We start from the raw sequence: 19,466 nt of genomic DNA, 5'->3' as shown, positions 1-19,466 counted from the left end.
ATTGTGGATTATTAATTTTCAATTATCTTAGCTTTTCCATCTATAAATTCAACCTTATTTTCACTAATTAATTTAATTGCTTTAGGTAAAATAATATGTTCTTTTTCTAATACCCTTTTTTGAAGAGTTGCTGAATCATCCTCAAAATAAACTGGAACAACCTCTTGAAGAAGTATTGCTCCCCCATCAACTTCTGAATTTACAAAATGTACTGTACATCCTGAAAATTTTACTCCACTCTTAATTGCTGCTTCATGAACTTTTAATCCATACATACCAGCTCCACAAAAAGATGGAATTAATGATGGGTGTATGTTTATTATCTTATTATTAAATTCTTCTAAAATTTTTCCTTCCAAAATTGATAAAAATCCTGCAAGTACTATTAAGTCAACTCTTCCTTTGGTTAACTCTAAAATCTTATCTGAAAACTTTTCTCCATATATCTTTTTATTAACAACAAAAGTATCTATATTATGCTTTTTAGCTCTTTCAAATCCATAAATACTTTCTCTGCTTCCAATAACCATTTCAATTTTACAATTAATTTGTTTACTTTCAATTGCATTTATTATTGATTGAAGATTTGTTCCTCCTCCAGAAATCAAAACTGCTATTTTAAACAAACACCCTCACCTCCAGAGGTTACATAACCTATTTCATAAGCCTTTTCTCCCATTTCTATTAAAGTTTTTATAATAGGCTCAGCATCCTCTTCTTTAACAGCAAGTACAAATCCAATTCCCATATTAAAAGTATTATACATATGTTCTTTATCTACACCTTTTTCAATGATTCTTTCAAATATAGCTGGCAATGGGTAAGAATCTTTATTTATTACAGCTGTAAAATCCCCTCCATTAAACATTCTTGGAACATTTTCAATAAATCCTCCACCTGTAATATGAGACATTCCCTTAATTTCAAAATTCTCTAAAAGTTTAAGTATTGGTTTAACATATATTTTAGTTGGAGTAATCAGTGTTTTCCAAACTTCCTCTCCATTAAACTCTTCATTTAAATCTGGGAATATTTTTCTTATTAATGAGTATCCATTAGAATGTATTCCTGAAGAAGCAATACCAATTAATTTATCTCCCTCTTTAATAGCTTTTCCATTAATAATCTTATCTTTATCAACAATACCAACTGCAAAACCTGCCATATCATATTCGCCTTCATCATAAAAACCTGGCATTTCTGCAGTTTCCCCTCCTATTAATGCACTTTTCGCTTCAATACAACCATCAGCTATACCTTTAACTAAATCAGAGGCAACTTCTGCTTCTAATTTTCCACATGCAATATAGTCTAAGAAAAATAATGGTTTTGCACCATGACATAGAATGTCATTAACACACATAGCAACACAATCAATTCCAACTGTATCATACTTTTTATTTTTAAATGCTATTTCAAGCTTAGTTCCAACTCCATCTGTTCCTGAAACAAGTACTGGTTTTTCATATCCAGATGGAAGTTCAACCATTCCGGCAAAACTTCCAAGACCATTTAAAACATATTTACTCATAGTTTTAGCTGCATACTCTTTTATTAATTTAACTGATTTGTATCCTTCTTCTATATTAACTCCAGCTTCTTTGTAAGTAATCATTTATTAATCCTACCTTTCAAGATCTTTTGATATTTCTATAGGTGTAGCTACTGGATAAACTCCATTAAAACACCCCATACAAAATCCTTTTTTACCTTCACAACTTCTATAAATTCCTTCTTCACTTAAATATCCTAAATAATCTGCTCCAATCATATCTTTTATTTCTTCTACTGTATTAGTTGAAGCGATAAGTTCACTTCTATACGGAGTATCAATTCCAAAATAACAAGGATATTTTACACTTGGAGAAGCGATTAAAAAACTGATTTCTTTAACTCCAGCTTTCCTTAATGATTCAACTAAATGTTTTGATGTTGTACCTCTTACAATTGAATCATCTATTAGTATTACTCTTTTACCTTGAAGATTTACTTTTAATGGATTTAATTTTACTGCAACTGCTCTCTCTCTTATTTCTTGAGATGGTGATATAAATGTTCTTCCAACATATCTATTTTTAATAAATCCTGTGTCATAAGGAATTCCTGATGCTTTTGCATATCCTATTGCTGCTGGTATTCCTGAATCTGGAACAGCAATAACTAAATCTGCATCTATTGGATGTTCCCTAAATAATTCTTCTCCAGCTCTTACTCTTGTTGTATGTACTTCTAACCCGTCAATTCTTGAATCTGGTCTTGCAAAATAAATATATTCAAATGCACAAGTTTGACATTGAGTATTTTCAGAGTACCTATATGAATTTATTCCTTTATCATCTATTACAACAATTTCACCTGGTTCTATATCCCTTATAAATTCAGCGCCTATTGCATCTAAAGCACAACTTTCAGAAGTTAATATATATCCTTCTTCAATTTTCCCCAAAGAAAGTGGTCTAATTCCGTGTGGATCCCTTGCTCCTATCAATTTATTTTTTGACATAATAACTAGTGCAAATGATCCTCTTATAGCTTGCATTGCATCTACTACTGCTTTTGCAATCCCCTTTTTAGCACTTCTTGCTATAAGGCAAGCTATTACTTCAGAATCACTTGAAGTATGAAATATATGCCCCGCATCTTCAAGTAATTCCTTTATTACATCATCATTTACCAAATTTCCATTATGAGCCATAGCTATTGAACCCACTTTTGAAGTGCTCAATATCGGTTGAGCATTTTCTATTCCTTTGCCCCCTGCAGTTGAATATCTTACATGACCTATAGCAATATGCCCCTTTAATTTTTTTAAATCCTCTTCCTCAAATGCTTCTGTAATTAACCCTAAACCTTTGTGTATATCAATTTCTTTTCCATCAGCTACTGCTATTCCTGCACTTTCTTGCCCCCTGTGTTGTAGTGCATAAAGTCCATAATAAGTCATAGTTGCAACATCTATAGGTGAATTTGCATAAACACCAAAAACTCCACATTCATCTTTAAATTTATCCATACTTGGATCCAGTATTAATTCAAAATTTGGATTACTCATATACACAATCCTTTCATACTTGATTTTTATTAAACACTTGCAAATAAATAATAAGTCCAAAGTTGCAATAGACTTGTTATTTTTTGATTGTGCCTTATTTAGAAATTCTCTTTAATATTTCAACATATGCATCTTTAACATTACCTAAATCTCTTCTAAATCTATCTTTATCTAGTTTTTCTCCTGTAGTTGCATCCCAAAATCTACAAGTATCTGGTGAAATTTCATCAGCTAAAACTATTGTTCCATCTTCACATTTACCAAATTCAATCTTAAAATCAATTAGATTAATATTTTGTGCTAAAAATACTTCTTTTAATACATTATTTATTTCTGCTGTCATTTTAAGAATTGTATCTATTTCTTCAAATGTAGCTGCACCAATTGCTACAGCATGATAACTATTTATTAGTGGATCTCCTAATTCATCATCTTTATAAGAAAATTCAAATACTGTAGTTTTAAGCTTAAACCCTTCTTCAAGACCTAATCTTTTTGCCATACTTCCGGCTGCTATATTTCTTACAATTACTTCAAGCGGAATTATTTCTACTTTTTTACATAATTGTTCTCTATCATTTAATTTCTTAATAAAATGAGTATTTATACCTTTCTTTTCTAGTAATTCGAATAAAATTGAAGTAATTTCATTATTCATAACACCTTTATCTTCAATTTGACCCTTTTTTTCTCCATTAAATGCTGTAGCATCATCTTTGTAATATACTATTACCTCATCTGATTTATCTGTTGCATAAATTTTTTTAGCTTTTCCTTCATATAGCATTTGTAATTTTTCCATTATAGTTCTACCCCTTCCCCATTTTCCTCTATAAATTTTTTCTTCATATTTAATCTAAAGTCAATTAATTTATCTTTTAACTTTTCATCTTTAAGTGCTAACATTTGTAATGCTAGCATTCCAGCATTATAGCTATTATTTATTCCAACTGTTGCTACAGGAATTGCTTTAGGCATTTGTACTATTGAATATAATGAATCTAATCCTTGAATAGCTGCATTAATAGGAACTCCTATTACAGGAAGTATTGTTTTTGATGCAATTACTCCTGGTAAATGTGCTGCAAGTCCTGCTCCTGCAATTATTACTTCACAGCCCTCTTTTTCTACCATTTTTAATGTTTCATATAATTTTTCTGGTACTCTATGAGCTGAAAGAATAAATGCTTTATAGTCTATATTAAATTCTTTTAATGCATTTGCTGCTCCTCTCATTACCTCGGTATCAGATTTACTTCCAAAAAATTCTTAAATTCTTAAATTCTTAAATTCTTAAATTCTTAAATTCTTAAATTCTTAAATTCTTAAATTCTTAAATTCTTAAATTCTTAAATTCTTAAATTCTTAAATTCTTAAATTCTTAAATTCTTAAATTCTGGGTATTTTATCATTCTTTATTAGTTAATACCTAAAAATTTTTAATTTTTATTTATAAAACTTAATTTATATTCTTCTATTAAATTAAGTGATTCACAGAAAATCATAGATTTAAATTTACTACTTGAAGTAATTAACTCCTGATTTAAATATTTTTTGATCAAAGTCTCCTGGTATATTTTTGTATAGATTTTCTCCTATTCTTTCTGAATGAGCCATCTTACCTAATACTCTTCCATCTGGACTTGTTATGCCTTCTATGCCATACATTGATCCATTTGGATTAAATGGCATATTAAGAGCAACCTTTCCATCAAAGTCAACATATTGAGTTGCTACTTGCCCATTTTCTATCAACTCTTTAATTAATTTTTCTGGAGCAACAAATCGTCCTTCACCATGTGAAATTGCTACTGAATGAATATCTCCTAAATTCGCTTCACTAAACCATGGTGATTTCTTTGAAACAACCTTTGTGTTAATTATTGAAGACATATGTCTATTTATATTGTTATAAGTTAATGTTGCCATATCTTCTTTAATATCTACTATCTCTCCATAAGGTACCAACCCTAATTTAATTAAAGCTTGGAAGCCATTACAAATACCTAACATTAATCCATCTTTATTTTTTAATAATTCCATAACAGCTTCTTTAATTTTTTCATTTCTAAATACAGTTGCTATAAATTTTCCTGATCCATCTGGTTCATCACCTGCTGAAAATCCTCCTGGAATCATAATTATTTGAGATTTATTTATTTCATTTTTAAGACTTTCTATTGATTCTAATAAAGCTTCTTTTGTAATATTTCTAAATACTACTTCTGATACTTCAGCTCCTTCTTTTTCAAAAGCTCTCTTGCAATCATATTCGCAATTATTTCCTGGGAAAATTGGAATAACAACTCTAGGCTTACTAACTTTAATAACAGGAGAACTATACCCTTTTTTATCATATAATGATGTTTCTATTTTTTCTAAAACATCATTAGTCTTAATTTTAAATACACTATTTAATTTTTTCTCATAAACTTCTTCTAAAACTTTTATTGATAATTTAAAATCAAATTCTTCTGAAACTATAGCTAAATCTTCTATTGTTTTACCTACTTCTTTATAAAAACAATCCTTAAATTCTTCGTTTATATTTACATTTGATTTTACTTCTAATAATATACTTCCATAACTAAGTCCAAATAATTCTTCTTCAGTTAGATTTTCAAATTCAACACCAATTTTATTACCAAATGACATTTTAGTAATAGCTTCTGAAACTCCTCCGAATTTAATAGTACATGCGGAAACTACTTTTTCCTCTCCTATTAATTTATAAAGAACTTCTAAATTATTTTTAAACTTATCTATGTTAATAGTTTTATCTTCTAACTCTTCAGTTTTAAGTAAAACTAATTTTGAACCTACTTCTTTAAATTCAGGTGATATAATTTTACTTGCTTTTTCAACCCCAACAGCAAATGAAATTAACGTTGGAGGAACATCTAAATCTCCAAAACTTCCTGACATAGAGTCCTTGCCCCCAATTGCAGGAATTTCAAGTTGCATTTGAGCTTCATAAGCTCCAAGCAATGCAGCAAAAGGTTTGCCCCATCTTGTTTCATCCTTACCTAGTCTTTCGAAATATTCTTGAAATGTTAATCTTGCCCTTTTATAATTTCCACCCATAGCTGAAAGTTTTGCGATTGATTCTATTACTGAGTAATAAGCCATATGATATTGACTCCAAGTACCTAAGTTTGGATTAAATCCAAATGTCATTAATGTTGCATCCTTGCTTTCTCCTCCAAGCACTGGAATTTTCGCTGCCATTCCTTCTGCTGGTGTATTGGCATATTTTCCGCCAAATGGCATTAGTACTGTTCCAGCACCAATTGTTGAATCAAATCTTTCAACTAAGCCTTTTTGAGATGTTACATTTAATTTTTTTAAATTATTAATCCACTCATCTTTAACATTCACATTAGATATCTTATATGGATATTCACATGGTGCTTTAACCTTAACATTTGTTTTTTGAGTTGCTCCATTTGTGTCTAAAAAGCTTCTCTTTAAATCAACAATGTTTTTACCTCTCCAATACATTCTTAACCTATCAGTATCAGTAACATTTGCTACTAAAGTTGCCTCTAAATTCTCTTTATTTGAAAGTTTTATAAATTCATTTGCATTTTCTTTTTTTACAACTACTGCCATTCTTTCTTGTGATTCTGATACTGAAAGTTCTGTTCCATCTAATCCCTCATACTTTTTAGGAACTTTATCTAAATCTATATCTAATCCTCTACAAAGTTCTCCGATAGCAACTGCAACTCCACCTGCACCAAAATCATTACATCTTTTAATCATTTTAGCTACTTTAGGATTTCTAAATAATCTTTGGATTTTTCTTTCAGTAGGTGCATTACCCTTTTGAACTTCTGCACCACATTCATTTATTGAGTCTACAGTATGTTCCTTAGAAGACCCTGTTGCACCACCAACTCCGTCTCTCCCAGTTCTACCACCTAATAGTATTATTGCATCTCCAAGTTCTGGTTCTTCACGTACAACATTTTCTTTTGGCGCTGCTGCAATAACGGCCCCAACTTCCATTCTTTTTGCCGCATAATTTGGATGATAAACCTCTTGAACTTGACCTGTTGCAAGACCAATTTGATTTCCATATGAACTATATCCATGTGCTGCACCTAAAGTTATAGTTCTTTGAGGAAGTTTTCCTTCTAATGTTTTCTCTATTGGAACAGTTGGGTCAGCAGCCCCACTAACTCTCATTGCTTGATATACATAAGTTCTTCCTGATAATGGATCTCTTATAGCACCACCTAAACAAGTTGCTGCACCTCCAAAAGGTTCTATTTCTGTTGGATGATTGTGTGTTTCATTCTTAAACATCACTAAGTAATCTTCCATACCTTTATCTGTTTCAATTTTTACGTTAATTGAACAAGCATTTATTTCTTCTGATACATCTAAATCATCAAGTTTTCCTTTTTTTCTTAATTCCTTCATTGCAATAACTGCAATATCCATAAGAGTTTTTTTTCTTTCTTTCTCTCCATATACATACTCTCTTGATTTTATGTATTTTTCATAACTTCTTTTAATTGGATGTGTATATTTATTTTCTTCAATTTCTACATCATTTAATATTGTTGAGAATGTTGTATGCCTACAATGATCTGACCAATAAGTATCAATAACTTTAATTTCAGTAATTGACGGATTTCTTTTCTCCTTATTAAAATACTCTTTAATCATAACAAGGTCATCTATACTCATCGCAAGTCCTTGTTCACTGTGAAATTCCTTCAATTCATCCAGACTCTTAGTAATAAATCCATTTAAGATTTGAATATCTTTAGGTGTGTTTGAAGTTGATGATATATCTTTGCTATTTATATCCACTTCTCTTGAATCAACGGGATTTATATAATATTTCTTTATCTTATTAATTTCTTCTTTTGTAATATTCCCTTTTAATATAACTATTTTAGCAGATTTAACTTCTACTTTATCCTTCGCTGTTAAAAGTGATATACACTCTGATGCTGAGTCTGCTCTTTGATCATATTGTCCTGGTAAAAACTCCACACCAAAAGCTATCTCTCCTTCATTAATTTTCAGTTCTGATTCATATACATTATCTACTGTTAGTTCTGAAAAGATAGTATGAAGTGCTTTTTTATAATTATCTTCACTTATATCTGAAATAATATATTTATTTATAAGCCTTACTTTTTCTAGACCCTCTATACTTAAATTTTCTTTAAAGTCTCTTAATAAGCTCTTAGCTTCTACATCAAATCCATCTTTCTTTTCAACGAATATGTTTTTAATATTTAACATTGCAATTCCTCCAAAAATTATTAATTTAACCTTTAAACTAACTACCTTTCCCGAACTTTAAAATTTCTTTTAATAATAATTTTCGTGTTTATGTTTTAAGATTAGCATTAAATACGTATATTGTCAACCAAATTAATGTAATTACTTTAAATTTTCGACTATTTCACGAATTATACATAATTTATTTAATTATAATATTCGTTTATTTCTTTGTTTTGAGCTATTGATTCTTAATATTAAAATTATACTCACACCAATGCTAATTTATATTCTAATTATCCTTTGCTTAAATTTTTTTAATGTATCTGACTATTTGAACACATATTAATTTAAGCAATATAGTTACTTTTTGTTTTTTAATCCCTCTTTATTCTTTTAAACTATATTTTTATATAAATTACTTAAATATATTCAATTTATATAATCCATGCATCATTTCCAAACATAGTTCAGAAAAAAACAATGCAAAAATATAATCTGAGTTATCCATATATTCTTTAGAAATATAAATTCTTAAAGAATAAAAAATATCACTGTATTTATTTATACTTTATTATAAACAAATACAGTGATATTTAAATTTTGCTAAATCTATTATAAAGCATTTTTGTTAATAAATTCAGCTTTAATCTTAGAATAAACAATTTTTTGACTACTATAAAGACTATAATATCCCGATAACATATAACTAACACCACAGGCAATTGCAAATAAAATTAACCCCTGTGCACCAAAAAGCTCAATACTAAGTATTATAGAAGTAATTAAGGTGTTAACTACTCCACAAAATAATGCTATCAATCCAATAGCAGCACCAAATCCTGGGTCAATGCCCAGAAGTTTTCCCGCAACACATCCAAATGTTGCCCCAATAAAAAATGTTGGTACAATTTCTCCACCTTTATAACCTACACTTATAGTAATAGCTGTAAAAATTATTTTTAAAATAAATGCTTCTGGTTTTGAATTTCCACTTATAGCATTCGTTATAACATCCATTCCTGCTCCATTATAATCTCTAGTATGTACAACAAATGTAAGTATTATAATAATTAATCCACCTAAAAATACTCTAAGATATGAATTTTTGATAAGGTTTGATAAAAATGTATTAGTTTTATGTAGTGACTGACAAAATATAATGCTTACTACTGCACATAATACTCCTAAAATAGCAACCTTTATCATATTCTCTGGAGAAATATTAGGTATAACTGATAAATTAAATCGAACAGGTTGAATTCCAAAAAATATTGACACTTCATATGCAACAATAGATGAAACAATGCATGGGATAAACGCAGAATAATGTATAATTCCTACACTAATAACTTCCATCGAAAAAAAAGTTGCTGTTAATGGTGTTCCAAATAATGCTGCAAAAACTCCGCTCATTCCACATAATGTAATTAAATGCATGTCTTTCTCATCTAATTTAAAAATTTTTCCTACTTGTGTTCCTATACTCCCTCCTAATTGCAATGCAGCACCTTCTCTTCCTGCAGAACCTCCAAAAAGATGTGTAATCACAGTACTTACAAAAATAAGAGGTGCCATCATAAATGGAACTTCATCATCTGTACGTACAGATTTTATAACCAAATTTGTACCTATATTTTCACTCATTTTTAATAAATTATAAAGAGCTATTATTACGATTCCTCCAATTGGCAATAAAAATATAATCCAATCATTTTTCACACGAAAATCTGTAGCATATTCAACACTAATATGAAAGGCACTCCCTACAAGCCCACCTACTAAACCAGTTATTCCAGCAATAATTACCCATTTTAAAAATGTTACTATGTATTTTTTCGTTATTTTTACGTTCTCGATTATTCTTAATTTTTCTATTAATACTTCCATTTTCACCTCTCCACTTTATTTTATTAGACATATAAAACAAAAGACCATAAGATAAATCTTATGGTCTCTAAAGAAAATACGTATCAGTAAATTCTAGTAATTTCTGTTGTTGTTTCTTTGTTGTTTTCTAGCTCTTCTACAATCTGGACATCTAACTGGTTCGTTATCAAATCCTTTTTCTTTGTAGAATTCTTGTTCTCCAACTGTGAAAACGAATTCCTTTCCACAATCTTTACATACTAATGTCTTATCTTCCATTCTAATTTCCTCCCTTTTCATAGATTATAACCCGATACTAGAACTAATCTCTGAAACAGAGGAAACTTATAGTACTGATTAAATCTTGAATTATCTTACTTATTTATGATATCACATTATAATTTATAATTCAACATAAATTAATTATTCTTCAAAAATTAATCCTTCTTGAATTTTACCTTCATTCATAGAAACTATCCTACTTGATACAGCTTTTGCAAACTCCATATCATGTGTTATTATAAGCATTCCCATTCCAGTATTACTTAAACTCTTTATTAAATTTGTAACTTCACCTGTAAGTCCTGGATCTAAAGCTGATGTTGGTTCATCAAAACACATTATTTTAGGTTCTAATGCTAATGCCCTTCCTATAGCAACTCTTTGTTTTTGTCCTCCTGACAATTCAAAAGGATAGTTATTTTTCTTATCTCCTAAACCTAAAAAACCTAAAATTTCATCTGCCTTCTTTATTGATTCATTTTTACTTAATCCTAATACTTTTTGTGGAGCTTCTATTATATTTTCTAAAACAGTCATATGAGGAAATAAGTTAAAGCTTTGAAATACCAATCCAATATCTTTTCTTATTTCAGACATTGCTTTTTTATCAGCATATTTTCCATCTTTACATATATATTTACCATCAATTTCTATACTTCCATTATCACATTGTTCTAATGCATTTATACATCTAAGTAATGTAGTTTTACCACCGCCTGAAGGACCAACAATAACTAAAATCTCACCTGCTGCAATCTTTAAGTCAATACCTTTTAATACTTCAGTATTTCCAAACTTCTTTCTAATTCCACTGACATTTAACATATTAATTGCTCCTTCCTATTTGTAATACTCATACCTTTTTTCTATTTTTTCTAAAACTTTACTTAAAACACCTATTACAATTAAATAAACAGCTCCTGCTAATATTAATGGCATTAATGTAACATCTCTATTAGATGCTATTTTAGCTACTTTTAATAATTCGTCTAATCCTAAAATGTATACTAAAGAAGTATCTTTAACCAAAGTAGTAATTTCATTTGCTACTGGAGGAATAACTCTTTTTATTGCTTGAGGTAATATTATTCTAAAAAATGTATCTTTTTGAGTAAAACCTAATACCTCTGCTCCCTCATATTGTCCTCTATCAATTGATATTATTCCTGCTCTAAATATTTCCCCAAAATAAGCAGTATAATTTAATACAAAAGCTAAAATAGCTGCTGTAAATCTATCAAATGTTATTCCAACTAGAGGTAATCCAAAAAATATTATAACTATTTGTAATAACAGTGGAGTTCCTCTCATTACAAGTATATATGCTCCTACTATCTTTTTTAATATTAAAGATTTTGATGTCCTTGCTAAAGCAACTATAATTCCTAAAGGAATAGATAATATCAATGTCAATGCAAAAACTTCTAATGTAACCTTTAGCCCATCTAATATTTGAGGCATTAATGATAAAATGTAATTCAAGGTAACTCCTCCTTTTTTTATTTAACTATTATATCTTCTCCAAACCATTTCTTTGATACTTCTGAAGCACTACCATCATTTATTGCTTCATCAAGAGCTTTATTAAATTCATCTACAAATTTCGTATCGCCCTTTCTAATTCCGACTGCATAAGTTTCCTTACCAAAGTCATCATTTAAAACTTTATATTTATCTTGTCCTCTTTCTTTTATATAATATTTAGCTAAGATTTCATCAGCAACAACTGCATCTATTCTTCCTGCTTCTAAATCCATTAATGCATCATTATTTGTTTCAAATGTAACAATATTTCCACCATCAAATGTATTAATTATATCTCCATCTGCTTTTATTGCATCTACTGCACTTGATTGATTTTGGGCTCCAACCTTAGCACCAGCTAAATCTGATTTTGTATTAATTTTAGAATTTGCTAAAGTTACTATTACTTGTCTATTATTTAAATAAGCTTTTGAAAATTCTACTTTTTCTTTTCTTTCATCAGTAACTGAGTATCCATTCCAAATTAAATCTATATTACCATTTTTAAGTTCAGCCTCTTTCATGCTCCAATCAATTGGCTGAAACTTTATAGTCTTGCCTAATTTTTCTGCTACTTTCTTAGCAAGTTCTACATCAAATCCAGTTAATTCCCCATTATCATTTCTAAATCCCATAGGTACAAAAGTATCATCAATCCCAATAATCAATTCATCTTTTTCAGACGTACTCTTGCTCTCGCTATTCTTACATGCTACTAAACTAATTCCAAGTACAATAACACATGATGCTATAAAAACTTTTTTTAAAATTTTATTTAATCTCATTATTCCATCCCCCTTGTTTCACTTTCCTTATTTATTACTTTATCATGATAAAGTAATAAAGTCAATATTCTTTATTATAAATTTTTATAACTTAAAAGTTTATAGTTTTGATTTTATTTTAAAATTATCTATTTATGTATTAATATAATTTGTATACTAATTTAACTTTTTATAATTTCTTAAAAATAAAAAAGGATTCTATTAATCATAGAATCCTTTTTTATATTAATGATTTCCAAGTCTATTTAATGCTTTTTGTAAATTATCTATATGTGAATTAAAATCATCTTTTATATCACTTACTTTAGTTTCATCAATAATGTTATCATCCTTTTTTTCTTCGATTTTATCTTTAACATCATCAGTCTTGTCCTTAAGTTCATCTAATTTATCAGTTAATTCTTCCATATTTTTCTTAACGTCTTCACTCTTACCTTGTAAATCTGCTTCATTTAACTTATCAGTTAATTCATCAGCCTTATCTGTAAACTCTTTAATTATTCTTTCTTTATCTTCGTCCATATCATCTAATTTATTAGCAATTTCTGCTGGTTTATCTTTTAGCTTGTCTTCTAATTCTTTAACTTTATCAGAATCGAAAATATCATCTACTTTCTCTGAAGACGGTACTTCATCCTCATTTTGTTTTGTTACAAGTATATAATCATCTTGAAATTTACATCCCATTAAACTAAAACTCAAAAATATACACAGAAAAAAGCATATAAAATTCTTATTTTTCATCTTTTCACCTCAAACAAGATAGTATTTCGCGTATCTTTAATATAAGCTTATGTATCCTATTTTAATACTTTTTTAATAATACTTCAATAATTTTTTAGACTAATCAGTATTAAAATTTATATATCTTATTAAACATATTTCTTCTATATTCTACAATTTCATTATGTTTTTTAAATATTTTAAGTATATTAGGTAATACTAAAATTAAAATTTAAAAGAAAAGGAGTAATTATTTATGTGGAAGAAAAGTTTTGGTGTTCTGCAAAAAATTGGAAAAGCATTAATGTTGCCAGTAGCACTTTTACCTGCAGCTGGTATACTTCTTGCATTTGGAAATATGTTTCAAAACCCCGATTTTTTAGCTTTAATGCCATTCCTTAAATCTAGTGGTTTCCAATTATTCGCAACAGTAATTGAACGTTCTGGTGGTATTATTTTTGATAATTTACCTTTATTATTTGCTGTTGGTGTTGCTGTCGGTTTAAGCGATGGTGATGGTGTTGCTGGACTCGCAGCTATAGTTGGATTCTTAATTATGAATGTAACAATGAGTAAAATGATTGGTGTTACAGCTGATAATTTAGGTGATCCAATGTATGCTTTAGTTCTTGGTGTTCCAACATTACAAACCGGAGTATTTGGAGGCATAATTATAGGTGTTATAGCATCATCATTATATAAAAGATTCTTTAATATAGAACTTCCTTCATACTTAGGATTCTTTGCCGGTAAAAGATTTGTACCTATAATAACAGCTGCATCAGCAGTGCTTTTAGGTATTCTTATGACATTTATTTGGCCACCTATTCAAAATGCTTTATTTGCTTTTTCAAGAAGTATGATAGATACTAATAAAACAGTTGCAGCCTTTGTATTTGGTGTTATTGAAAGAGCATTAATACCATTTGGATTACATCATATTTGGTATAACCCATTCTGGTATCAATTTGGAGAATATGTTGATAAGGCTGGAAACTTAGTTTTAGGAGACCAAAAAATATTCTTTGCTCAACTTAAAGACGGAGTTCCTTTTACTGCTGGTACGTTTATGACTGGTAAATTCCCTTTCATGATGTTTGGTTTACCTGCTGCTGCACTTGCAATGTATCATGAAGCTAAACCTGAAAAAAAAGCTTTAGTTTCTGGTATATTATTTTCTGGAGCATTAACAAGCTTCTTAACTGGTATTACTGAACCAATTGAATTTACATTTTTATTTATAGCACCAATTTTATTTGGAATTCATTGTATTTTTGCCGGTCTTTCATTTATGATAATGCAGATACTTAACGTAAAAATTGGTTTAACATTTTCAGGCGGTGTTATAGACTTTATATTATTTGGAGTTGTACCGAACAGAACTAAATGGTGGTTAGCTATAGTAGTAGGATTATGTTTCTCAGTAATATACTATTTTGGTTTCAGATTCTTTATTAGAAAATTTGATTTAAAAACACCTGGTAGAGAAGAGGATGAAGTCGGTGTTGTTGATAGTACCCCTGGTTCTAGAAAACAAGGTGCCGCTTTAGCTAATAGTATTATTCATGCTTTAGGAGGAAAAGAAAATCTAGATAATCTTGATGCTTGTATTACAAGACTTAGAGTAATTGTTAAAGATAAAGATAAAGTTGATAAGAGTAAACTTAAAGAATTAGGTGCTGCTGGAGTCATGGAAGTTGGAAATAATATTCAAGCAATATTTGGTCCTAAATCTGATAATATTAAAAATCAAATGAAAGATATTATTTCTGGTAATTTAGCTGTAGATGAAGATGACTCTACTGAAATAATTGTCGATGAAAAACCTACTTCTAATAGTGATTCAATAAACTCTAGTATTATTTGTCCTATTGAAGGAAAAGTAATCGAATTATCAAAAGTTCCAGATGAAGTATTTTCACAAAAAATGATGGGAGATGGTTTTGCTATAGTTCCTGAAGGTAACATTGTTTACTCTCCTATAGATGGAGAAGTAGCCACTCTCTTCCCAACCAAACATGCAATTGGATTAGTTGGAAATAATGGAATTGAAATTTTAATTCATGTTGGAATGGATACTGTAAGTTTAAAAGGAGAGGGTTTTAAATCTTTTATAAATCAAGGTGATAAAGTAAAAGCTGGAGATAAATTACTTGAAGTTGATTTCAATTCAATTAAAGATAAAGTACCATCAATAATAACACCTATAGTATTTACAAACTTACAAGACAATGCTGAACTTAAAGTTAACTATGGAAAACATAAAGCTAGAGATAAAAATATTGCAACTGTAAAACAGTCTTAAAATAACTAAATAAAAATAGGATAATACATATATGTATTATCCTATTTTTTACTCAAAAATTCTAAATATAAAACAAGAACTATTTTTTTGATTATGCCTTATATTATTTTTTTACAACATCTTTTAATGTATCAGCTATAGCTGCTAAACTACCTAATGATGATAGTGTTTCATTAGGTAAGATAAGCTTGTTAGCTGGGTTTTTAGCCATCTCTTTAAGGGCTTCAACTTGTTTTATAGCAATAACTCTTTCATCTGTTCCTGATTCAATAATTGCTTTATTTACTTTTCTTATAGCTTCTGATTCTGCAATTGCTATTTGTTCTATAGCTTTAGCCTTACCTTCAGCTTCTAATAATTGAGATTCTTTTAAACCTTCTGCTCTTCTAATATTAGCTTGTTTTTCTGCTTCTGCTCTAAGTATTTGAGATTGCTTTTCACCTTCTGCTTTTTCAATTTGTGATTGTCTAAGACCTTCTGCTTGAAGGATCATAGCTCTCTTATCTCTTTCAGCTTTCATTTGTTTTTCCATCGCTTGTTGAATCTCTGCTGGTGGAACTATATTCTTAATTTCTACTGAAAGTATCTTTATACCATAAGCATCTGTAACTTCATCAATAATACTTAATAAATCTTGATTTATTCTATCTCTTCCTGATAATACTTCATCTAGAGTCATATTACCTACTATGTTTCTCATATTAGTTGTAGATGAATAAACTATACCTGATCTATAATCTTCAATATTATATACAGCATCTTTTACATTTAATACTTTATAGAATATAACATTATCAACTGAAATTTTAACATTATCTTTAGTTATAACTGATTGTGGTGGTACATCTAATATTTGTTGTTTTGTTGAAATCCTTTTTCTAACAAAATCTACGAATGGAATAAGAAAATGCCATCCTGGTTCTAATACTCTACTAAATTGACCAAATCTTTCTACAACACATAAGTATCCTGTATTTACAATTTTAATTGAAGAAAAAATTGTAAATATTATAAATATTAATATTATTGGTAAAATAATAAACATTATTTTTTCCCTCCCTGTATTTTTTTAATTTTTAACTTTGTCCCTTGAATTCCTGTAATGCAAAATTTTTCTCCAGCGTTTATTGAATCACCTAAATTTATTGCTGTCCAATAAATTCCCCCTACTTTTATAATTCCTTTTTCGTGAATTTCCTTTTCTGCTAACAGTTCTTTTCCTATATATGTTTCTTCCATAAGAGGCATTCTATGTTCAGCGTTCTTATATTTCTTTTTTATCAATGGATATCCAATCGATGTTGCAATAATACTTACTACTAAAAATACTACTGCTTGAATTAAAAAAGATGCATTTAAAGCCCCTGCAATAATAGCTGTTATTGCTCCTATTGAAAACCATACAAATAGAAAACTACTAGTAAAAATATCTATTAAGAATGTAGAAACTCCTAATATAATCCAAAACACCAGACTTGTCATTATATTTCCCCCTTCTTTATCTTAGTTTTCTAATATTTCATTTATCAGTATATCATTAATTGGTATATTATCCAATCAAAGTATTAGGTTAATATGATTATACAGTATTAAAAACCTTTTTACAATATATTTTTTATCTTTTTATAAGTTATATTTTTATGCATTTCAAAACTATTTTAATTATATTGATTTTAATTTACTTTTAAAATATCATGGTTATATATAACAAATATTCTTGGTTATAATAAAAGTATTAATAGAAATTGGAGTTGATATAATATGGATTTTATTAAAGTTGCATCTGCATGTCCAAAAACTAAAGTTGGAGATGTAGATTATAACATATATAATATTCTAAAATGTATAGACGATGCAAAACAAAAAAATAGTAAATTTATAGTTTTTCCTGAACTTTGTGTAACATCATATACATGTGGTGATTTATTTTTACAAGATTATCTTTTAAGTAAATCACTAAATGGAATACAACAAATATTAAGTGCAACTGAAGATTGTGATATGTTAATAGCAGTAGGAGCACCTTTATTAATTGATAGTATTTTATATAATTGTGCCTTTTTATTATTTAAAGGAAAGATATTAGGAGTAGTTCCTAAATCATACATACCTAATTATAGCGAATTTTATGAAAAAAGATGGTTTACTGAAGGTATTTCTGTAGAAACTCATGAAATAGATCTTCAATTCCAAAAAAATGTTCCTTTTGGAACAAATCTTATTTTCTCTTCAAACATAGCAAATTTTGGTGTTGAAATTTGTGAAGACTTATGGGTTACAATTCCACCTAGTTCATATTTAACACTTATGGGTGCTAATATAATAGGAAATTTATCTGCTTCAAATGAGTTAGTAAGTAAAATGACTTATAGAAAAAATCTTATATTAAATCAAAGTGCTAGAGGAATATGCAGCTATATTTATTCTTCTGCTGGAGTTCATGAATCTTCTACTGATTTATCATTTAGTGGACATTTATTAATATCTGAAAACGGCTCTTTATTAAAGGAAAATAAAAGATTTCAACGAGATAATGAAGTTATTTATTCTTGGGTTGATATTTTTAAATTAAAATCTGAAAGAATGAAAAATCTTAGCTTTAGAGATGCTTCTAAATTTACTGGTAAAAAACCTTGTTTTATTAAGTTTAAATTTAGCAATAATAATATAGATAGTTTTGATAGATTTATAGATAAACATCCATTTGTACCTTCTTCTAAACAAGAAAGAGAAGATAGGTGCAAAGAAATTTTTAATATTCAAAGTTCTGCTTTAGCAAAAAGGTTGGAACATACTGGTTTAAAGAAAGCTGTTATTGGTATTTCAGGTGGACTAGATTCAACACTTGCACTTCTTGTAGTAGTTAAAACTTTTGAACTTCTTAATTTAGATAAAAATAATATACTTACTATAACAATGCCTGGATTTGGTACTACTGATAGAACTTATAATAATGCATTAACTCTTTGTAAAGAATTAGGATGTGATTTAAGAGAAATAAACATCGTAGACGCATCACTTCAACATTTTAAAGATATTGGTCATGATAAAAATATACATGATGTTACTTATGAAAATGTTCAAGCAAGAGAAAGAACTCAAATTTTAATGGATTTAGCAAATAAAGAAGGTGGACTTTTAATAGGTACAGGAGATTTATCTGAGCTTGCACTAGGTTGGTGCACTTACAATGGAGATCACATGTCTATGTATTCAGTAAATCCTTCTATTCCTAAAACTTTAGTAAGATATTTAGTAAAATATGTTGCTGAAAAAGAATCCAATGGTGATGTTGCTTATACACTTATGGATATATTAGATACTCCTGTTAGTCCAGAATTATTACCAAAAGATTCAAATGGTGAAATTGCTCAAAAGACAGAAGATATAGTTGGACCTTATGAACTTCATGATTTCTTCTTATATCATTTTATAAAACATGGTTCATCAAAAGATAGAATATTATTCTTAGCAACAGAAGCTTTTAAAAATGATTATACAAATTCAGAAATAGAAAAATGGCTTAATAAATTTATGTGGAGATTCTTTACGCAACAATTTAAAAGGAGTGCTTTGCCTGATGGCCCTAAAGTTGGTAGTATATCTCTAAGCCCTAGAGGAGATTGGAGAATGCCTTCTGATGCAGTACCGTGGAAATAGCATATTACCATTTTACTATTAT

15 protein-coding genes and 1 pseudogene are annotated in these 19,466 nt (G+C 28.7%); 2 read left to right on the top strand and 14 right to left on the bottom strand.

Going from position 1 to position 19,466, the window contains the following annotated elements; genetic code table 11:
- Nucleotides 1-11 precede the first annotated feature (11 nt).
- From purN to ACYUET_RS11320, 12 genes and pseudogenes are all read right to left on the bottom strand, one after another.
- Nucleotides 12-626: a phosphoribosylglycinamide formyltransferase gene (purN, locus tag ACYUET_RS11375; RefSeq protein ID WP_460279702.1), complete on the bottom strand. Its 615-nt coding sequence runs from the start codon at nt 624-626 to the stop codon at nt 12-14.
- Nucleotides 614-1,615 carry a phosphoribosylformylglycinamidine cyclo-ligase gene (gene purM, locus ACYUET_RS11370; protein ID WP_460279700.1) on the bottom strand — a complete coding sequence of 334 codons (1,002 nt, stop codon included), beginning with the start codon at nt 1,613-1,615 and terminating at the stop codon, nt 614-616. The genes purN and purM overlap by 13 nt, the downstream gene beginning before the upstream one ends.
- 9 nt (nt 1,616-1,624) lie before the next feature.
- The gene (gene purF / locus ACYUET_RS11365) at nt 1,625-3,052 is read right to left on the bottom strand and encodes an amidophosphoribosyltransferase (RefSeq protein WP_460279699.1); all 1,428 of its coding nucleotides are present in this window, start codon (nt 3,050-3,052) and stop codon (nt 1,625-1,627) included.
- A gap of 94 nt (nt 3,053-3,146) precedes the next feature.
- Nucleotides 3,147-3,854: a phosphoribosylaminoimidazolesuccinocarboxamide synthase gene (gene purC / locus ACYUET_RS11360; protein WP_460279697.1), complete on the bottom strand. Its 708-nt coding sequence runs from the start codon at nt 3,852-3,854 to the stop codon at nt 3,147-3,149.
- Nucleotides 3,854-4,318 (bottom strand): annotated as a pseudogene (gene purE / locus ACYUET_RS11355) (5-(carboxyamino)imidazole ribonucleotide mutase); the annotation flags it as partial. The gene purC and the pseudogene purE, both read right to left, overlap by 1 nt.
- A gap of 252 nt (nt 4,319-4,570) precedes the next feature.
- Nucleotides 4,571-8,317 carry a phosphoribosylformylglycinamidine synthase gene (locus tag ACYUET_RS11350; RefSeq protein ID WP_460279696.1) on the bottom strand — a complete coding sequence of 1,249 codons (3,747 nt, stop codon included), beginning with the start codon at nt 8,315-8,317 and terminating at the stop codon, nt 4,571-4,573.
- 594 nt (nt 8,318-8,911) lie between these two features.
- Entirely contained in the window at nt 8,912-10,186 is a 1,275-nt protein-coding gene (locus ACYUET_RS11345) for a chloride channel protein (RefSeq protein WP_460279694.1), read from the bottom strand.
- 93 nt (nt 10,187-10,279) lie between these two features.
- On the bottom strand, nt 10,280-10,444 hold the full coding sequence (locus ACYUET_RS11340) for a zinc-ribbon domain-containing protein (RefSeq protein WP_219778932.1): 165 nt from the start codon (nt 10,442-10,444) through the stop codon (nt 10,280-10,282).
- Between the two features lie 144 nt (nt 10,445-10,588).
- On the bottom strand, nt 10,589-11,272 hold the full coding sequence (locus ACYUET_RS11335) for an amino acid ABC transporter ATP-binding protein (protein WP_460279693.1): 684 nt from the start codon (nt 11,270-11,272) through the stop codon (nt 10,589-10,591).
- A 15-nt stretch (nt 11,273-11,287) separates the two neighbouring features.
- Complete coding sequence (locus tag ACYUET_RS11330; protein ID WP_460279691.1) at nt 11,288-11,929, bottom strand: amino acid ABC transporter permease; 642 nt, start codon at nt 11,927-11,929, stop codon at nt 11,288-11,290.
- 17 nt (nt 11,930-11,946) lie between these two features.
- Nucleotides 11,947-12,756, bottom strand: a complete 810-nt coding sequence (locus ACYUET_RS11325) for an amino acid ABC transporter substrate-binding protein (RefSeq protein ID WP_460279690.1) — start codon at nt 12,754-12,756, stop codon at nt 11,947-11,949.
- Nucleotides 12,757-12,981: 225 nt separating this feature from the next.
- On the bottom strand, nt 12,982-13,500 hold the full coding sequence (locus ACYUET_RS11320) for a hypothetical protein (RefSeq protein ID WP_460279688.1): 519 nt from the start codon (nt 13,498-13,500) through the stop codon (nt 12,982-12,984).
- Between the two features lie 235 nt (nt 13,501-13,735).
- Here ACYUET_RS11320 and ptsG point away from each other — a divergent pair, with 235 nt between their 5' ends.
- Nucleotides 13,736-15,784, top strand: coding sequence for a glucose-specific PTS transporter subunit IIBC (ptsG, locus tag ACYUET_RS11315; protein ID WP_460279686.1), 2,049 nt, complete (start codon nt 13,736-13,738; stop codon nt 15,782-15,784).
- Between the two features lie 103 nt (nt 15,785-15,887).
- Here the strand turns inward: ptsG and ACYUET_RS11310 are convergent, their stop codons facing one another.
- Both ACYUET_RS11310 and ACYUET_RS11305 read right to left on the bottom strand, forming a co-directional pair.
- The gene (locus ACYUET_RS11310; RefSeq protein ID WP_460279684.1) at nt 15,888-16,829 is read right to left on the bottom strand and encodes an SPFH domain-containing protein; all 942 of its coding nucleotides are present in this window, start codon (nt 16,827-16,829) and stop codon (nt 15,888-15,890) included.
- Nucleotides 16,829-17,266, bottom strand: a complete 438-nt coding sequence (locus ACYUET_RS11305; protein ID WP_460279683.1) for an NfeD family protein — start codon at nt 17,264-17,266, stop codon at nt 16,829-16,831. Before ACYUET_RS11305 ends, ACYUET_RS11310 begins: the two co-directional genes overlap by 1 nt.
- A 279-nt stretch (nt 17,267-17,545) precedes the next feature.
- Between ACYUET_RS11305 and ACYUET_RS11300 the strand changes: the two genes are divergently transcribed.
- Nucleotides 17,546-19,444 carry an NAD(+) synthase gene (locus tag ACYUET_RS11300; protein WP_460279681.1) on the top strand — a complete coding sequence of 633 codons (1,899 nt, stop codon included), beginning with the start codon at nt 17,546-17,548 and terminating at the stop codon, nt 19,442-19,444.
- The last annotated feature ends 22 nt before the right edge of the window (nt 19,445-19,466 follow it).

The sequence above is a fragment of the Clostridium sp. CTA-5 genome (assembly GCF_054768135.1).
The sequence above is the reverse complement of the archived record's forward strand: the minus strand, read 5'-3'. Positions and strand labels throughout refer to the sequence as shown.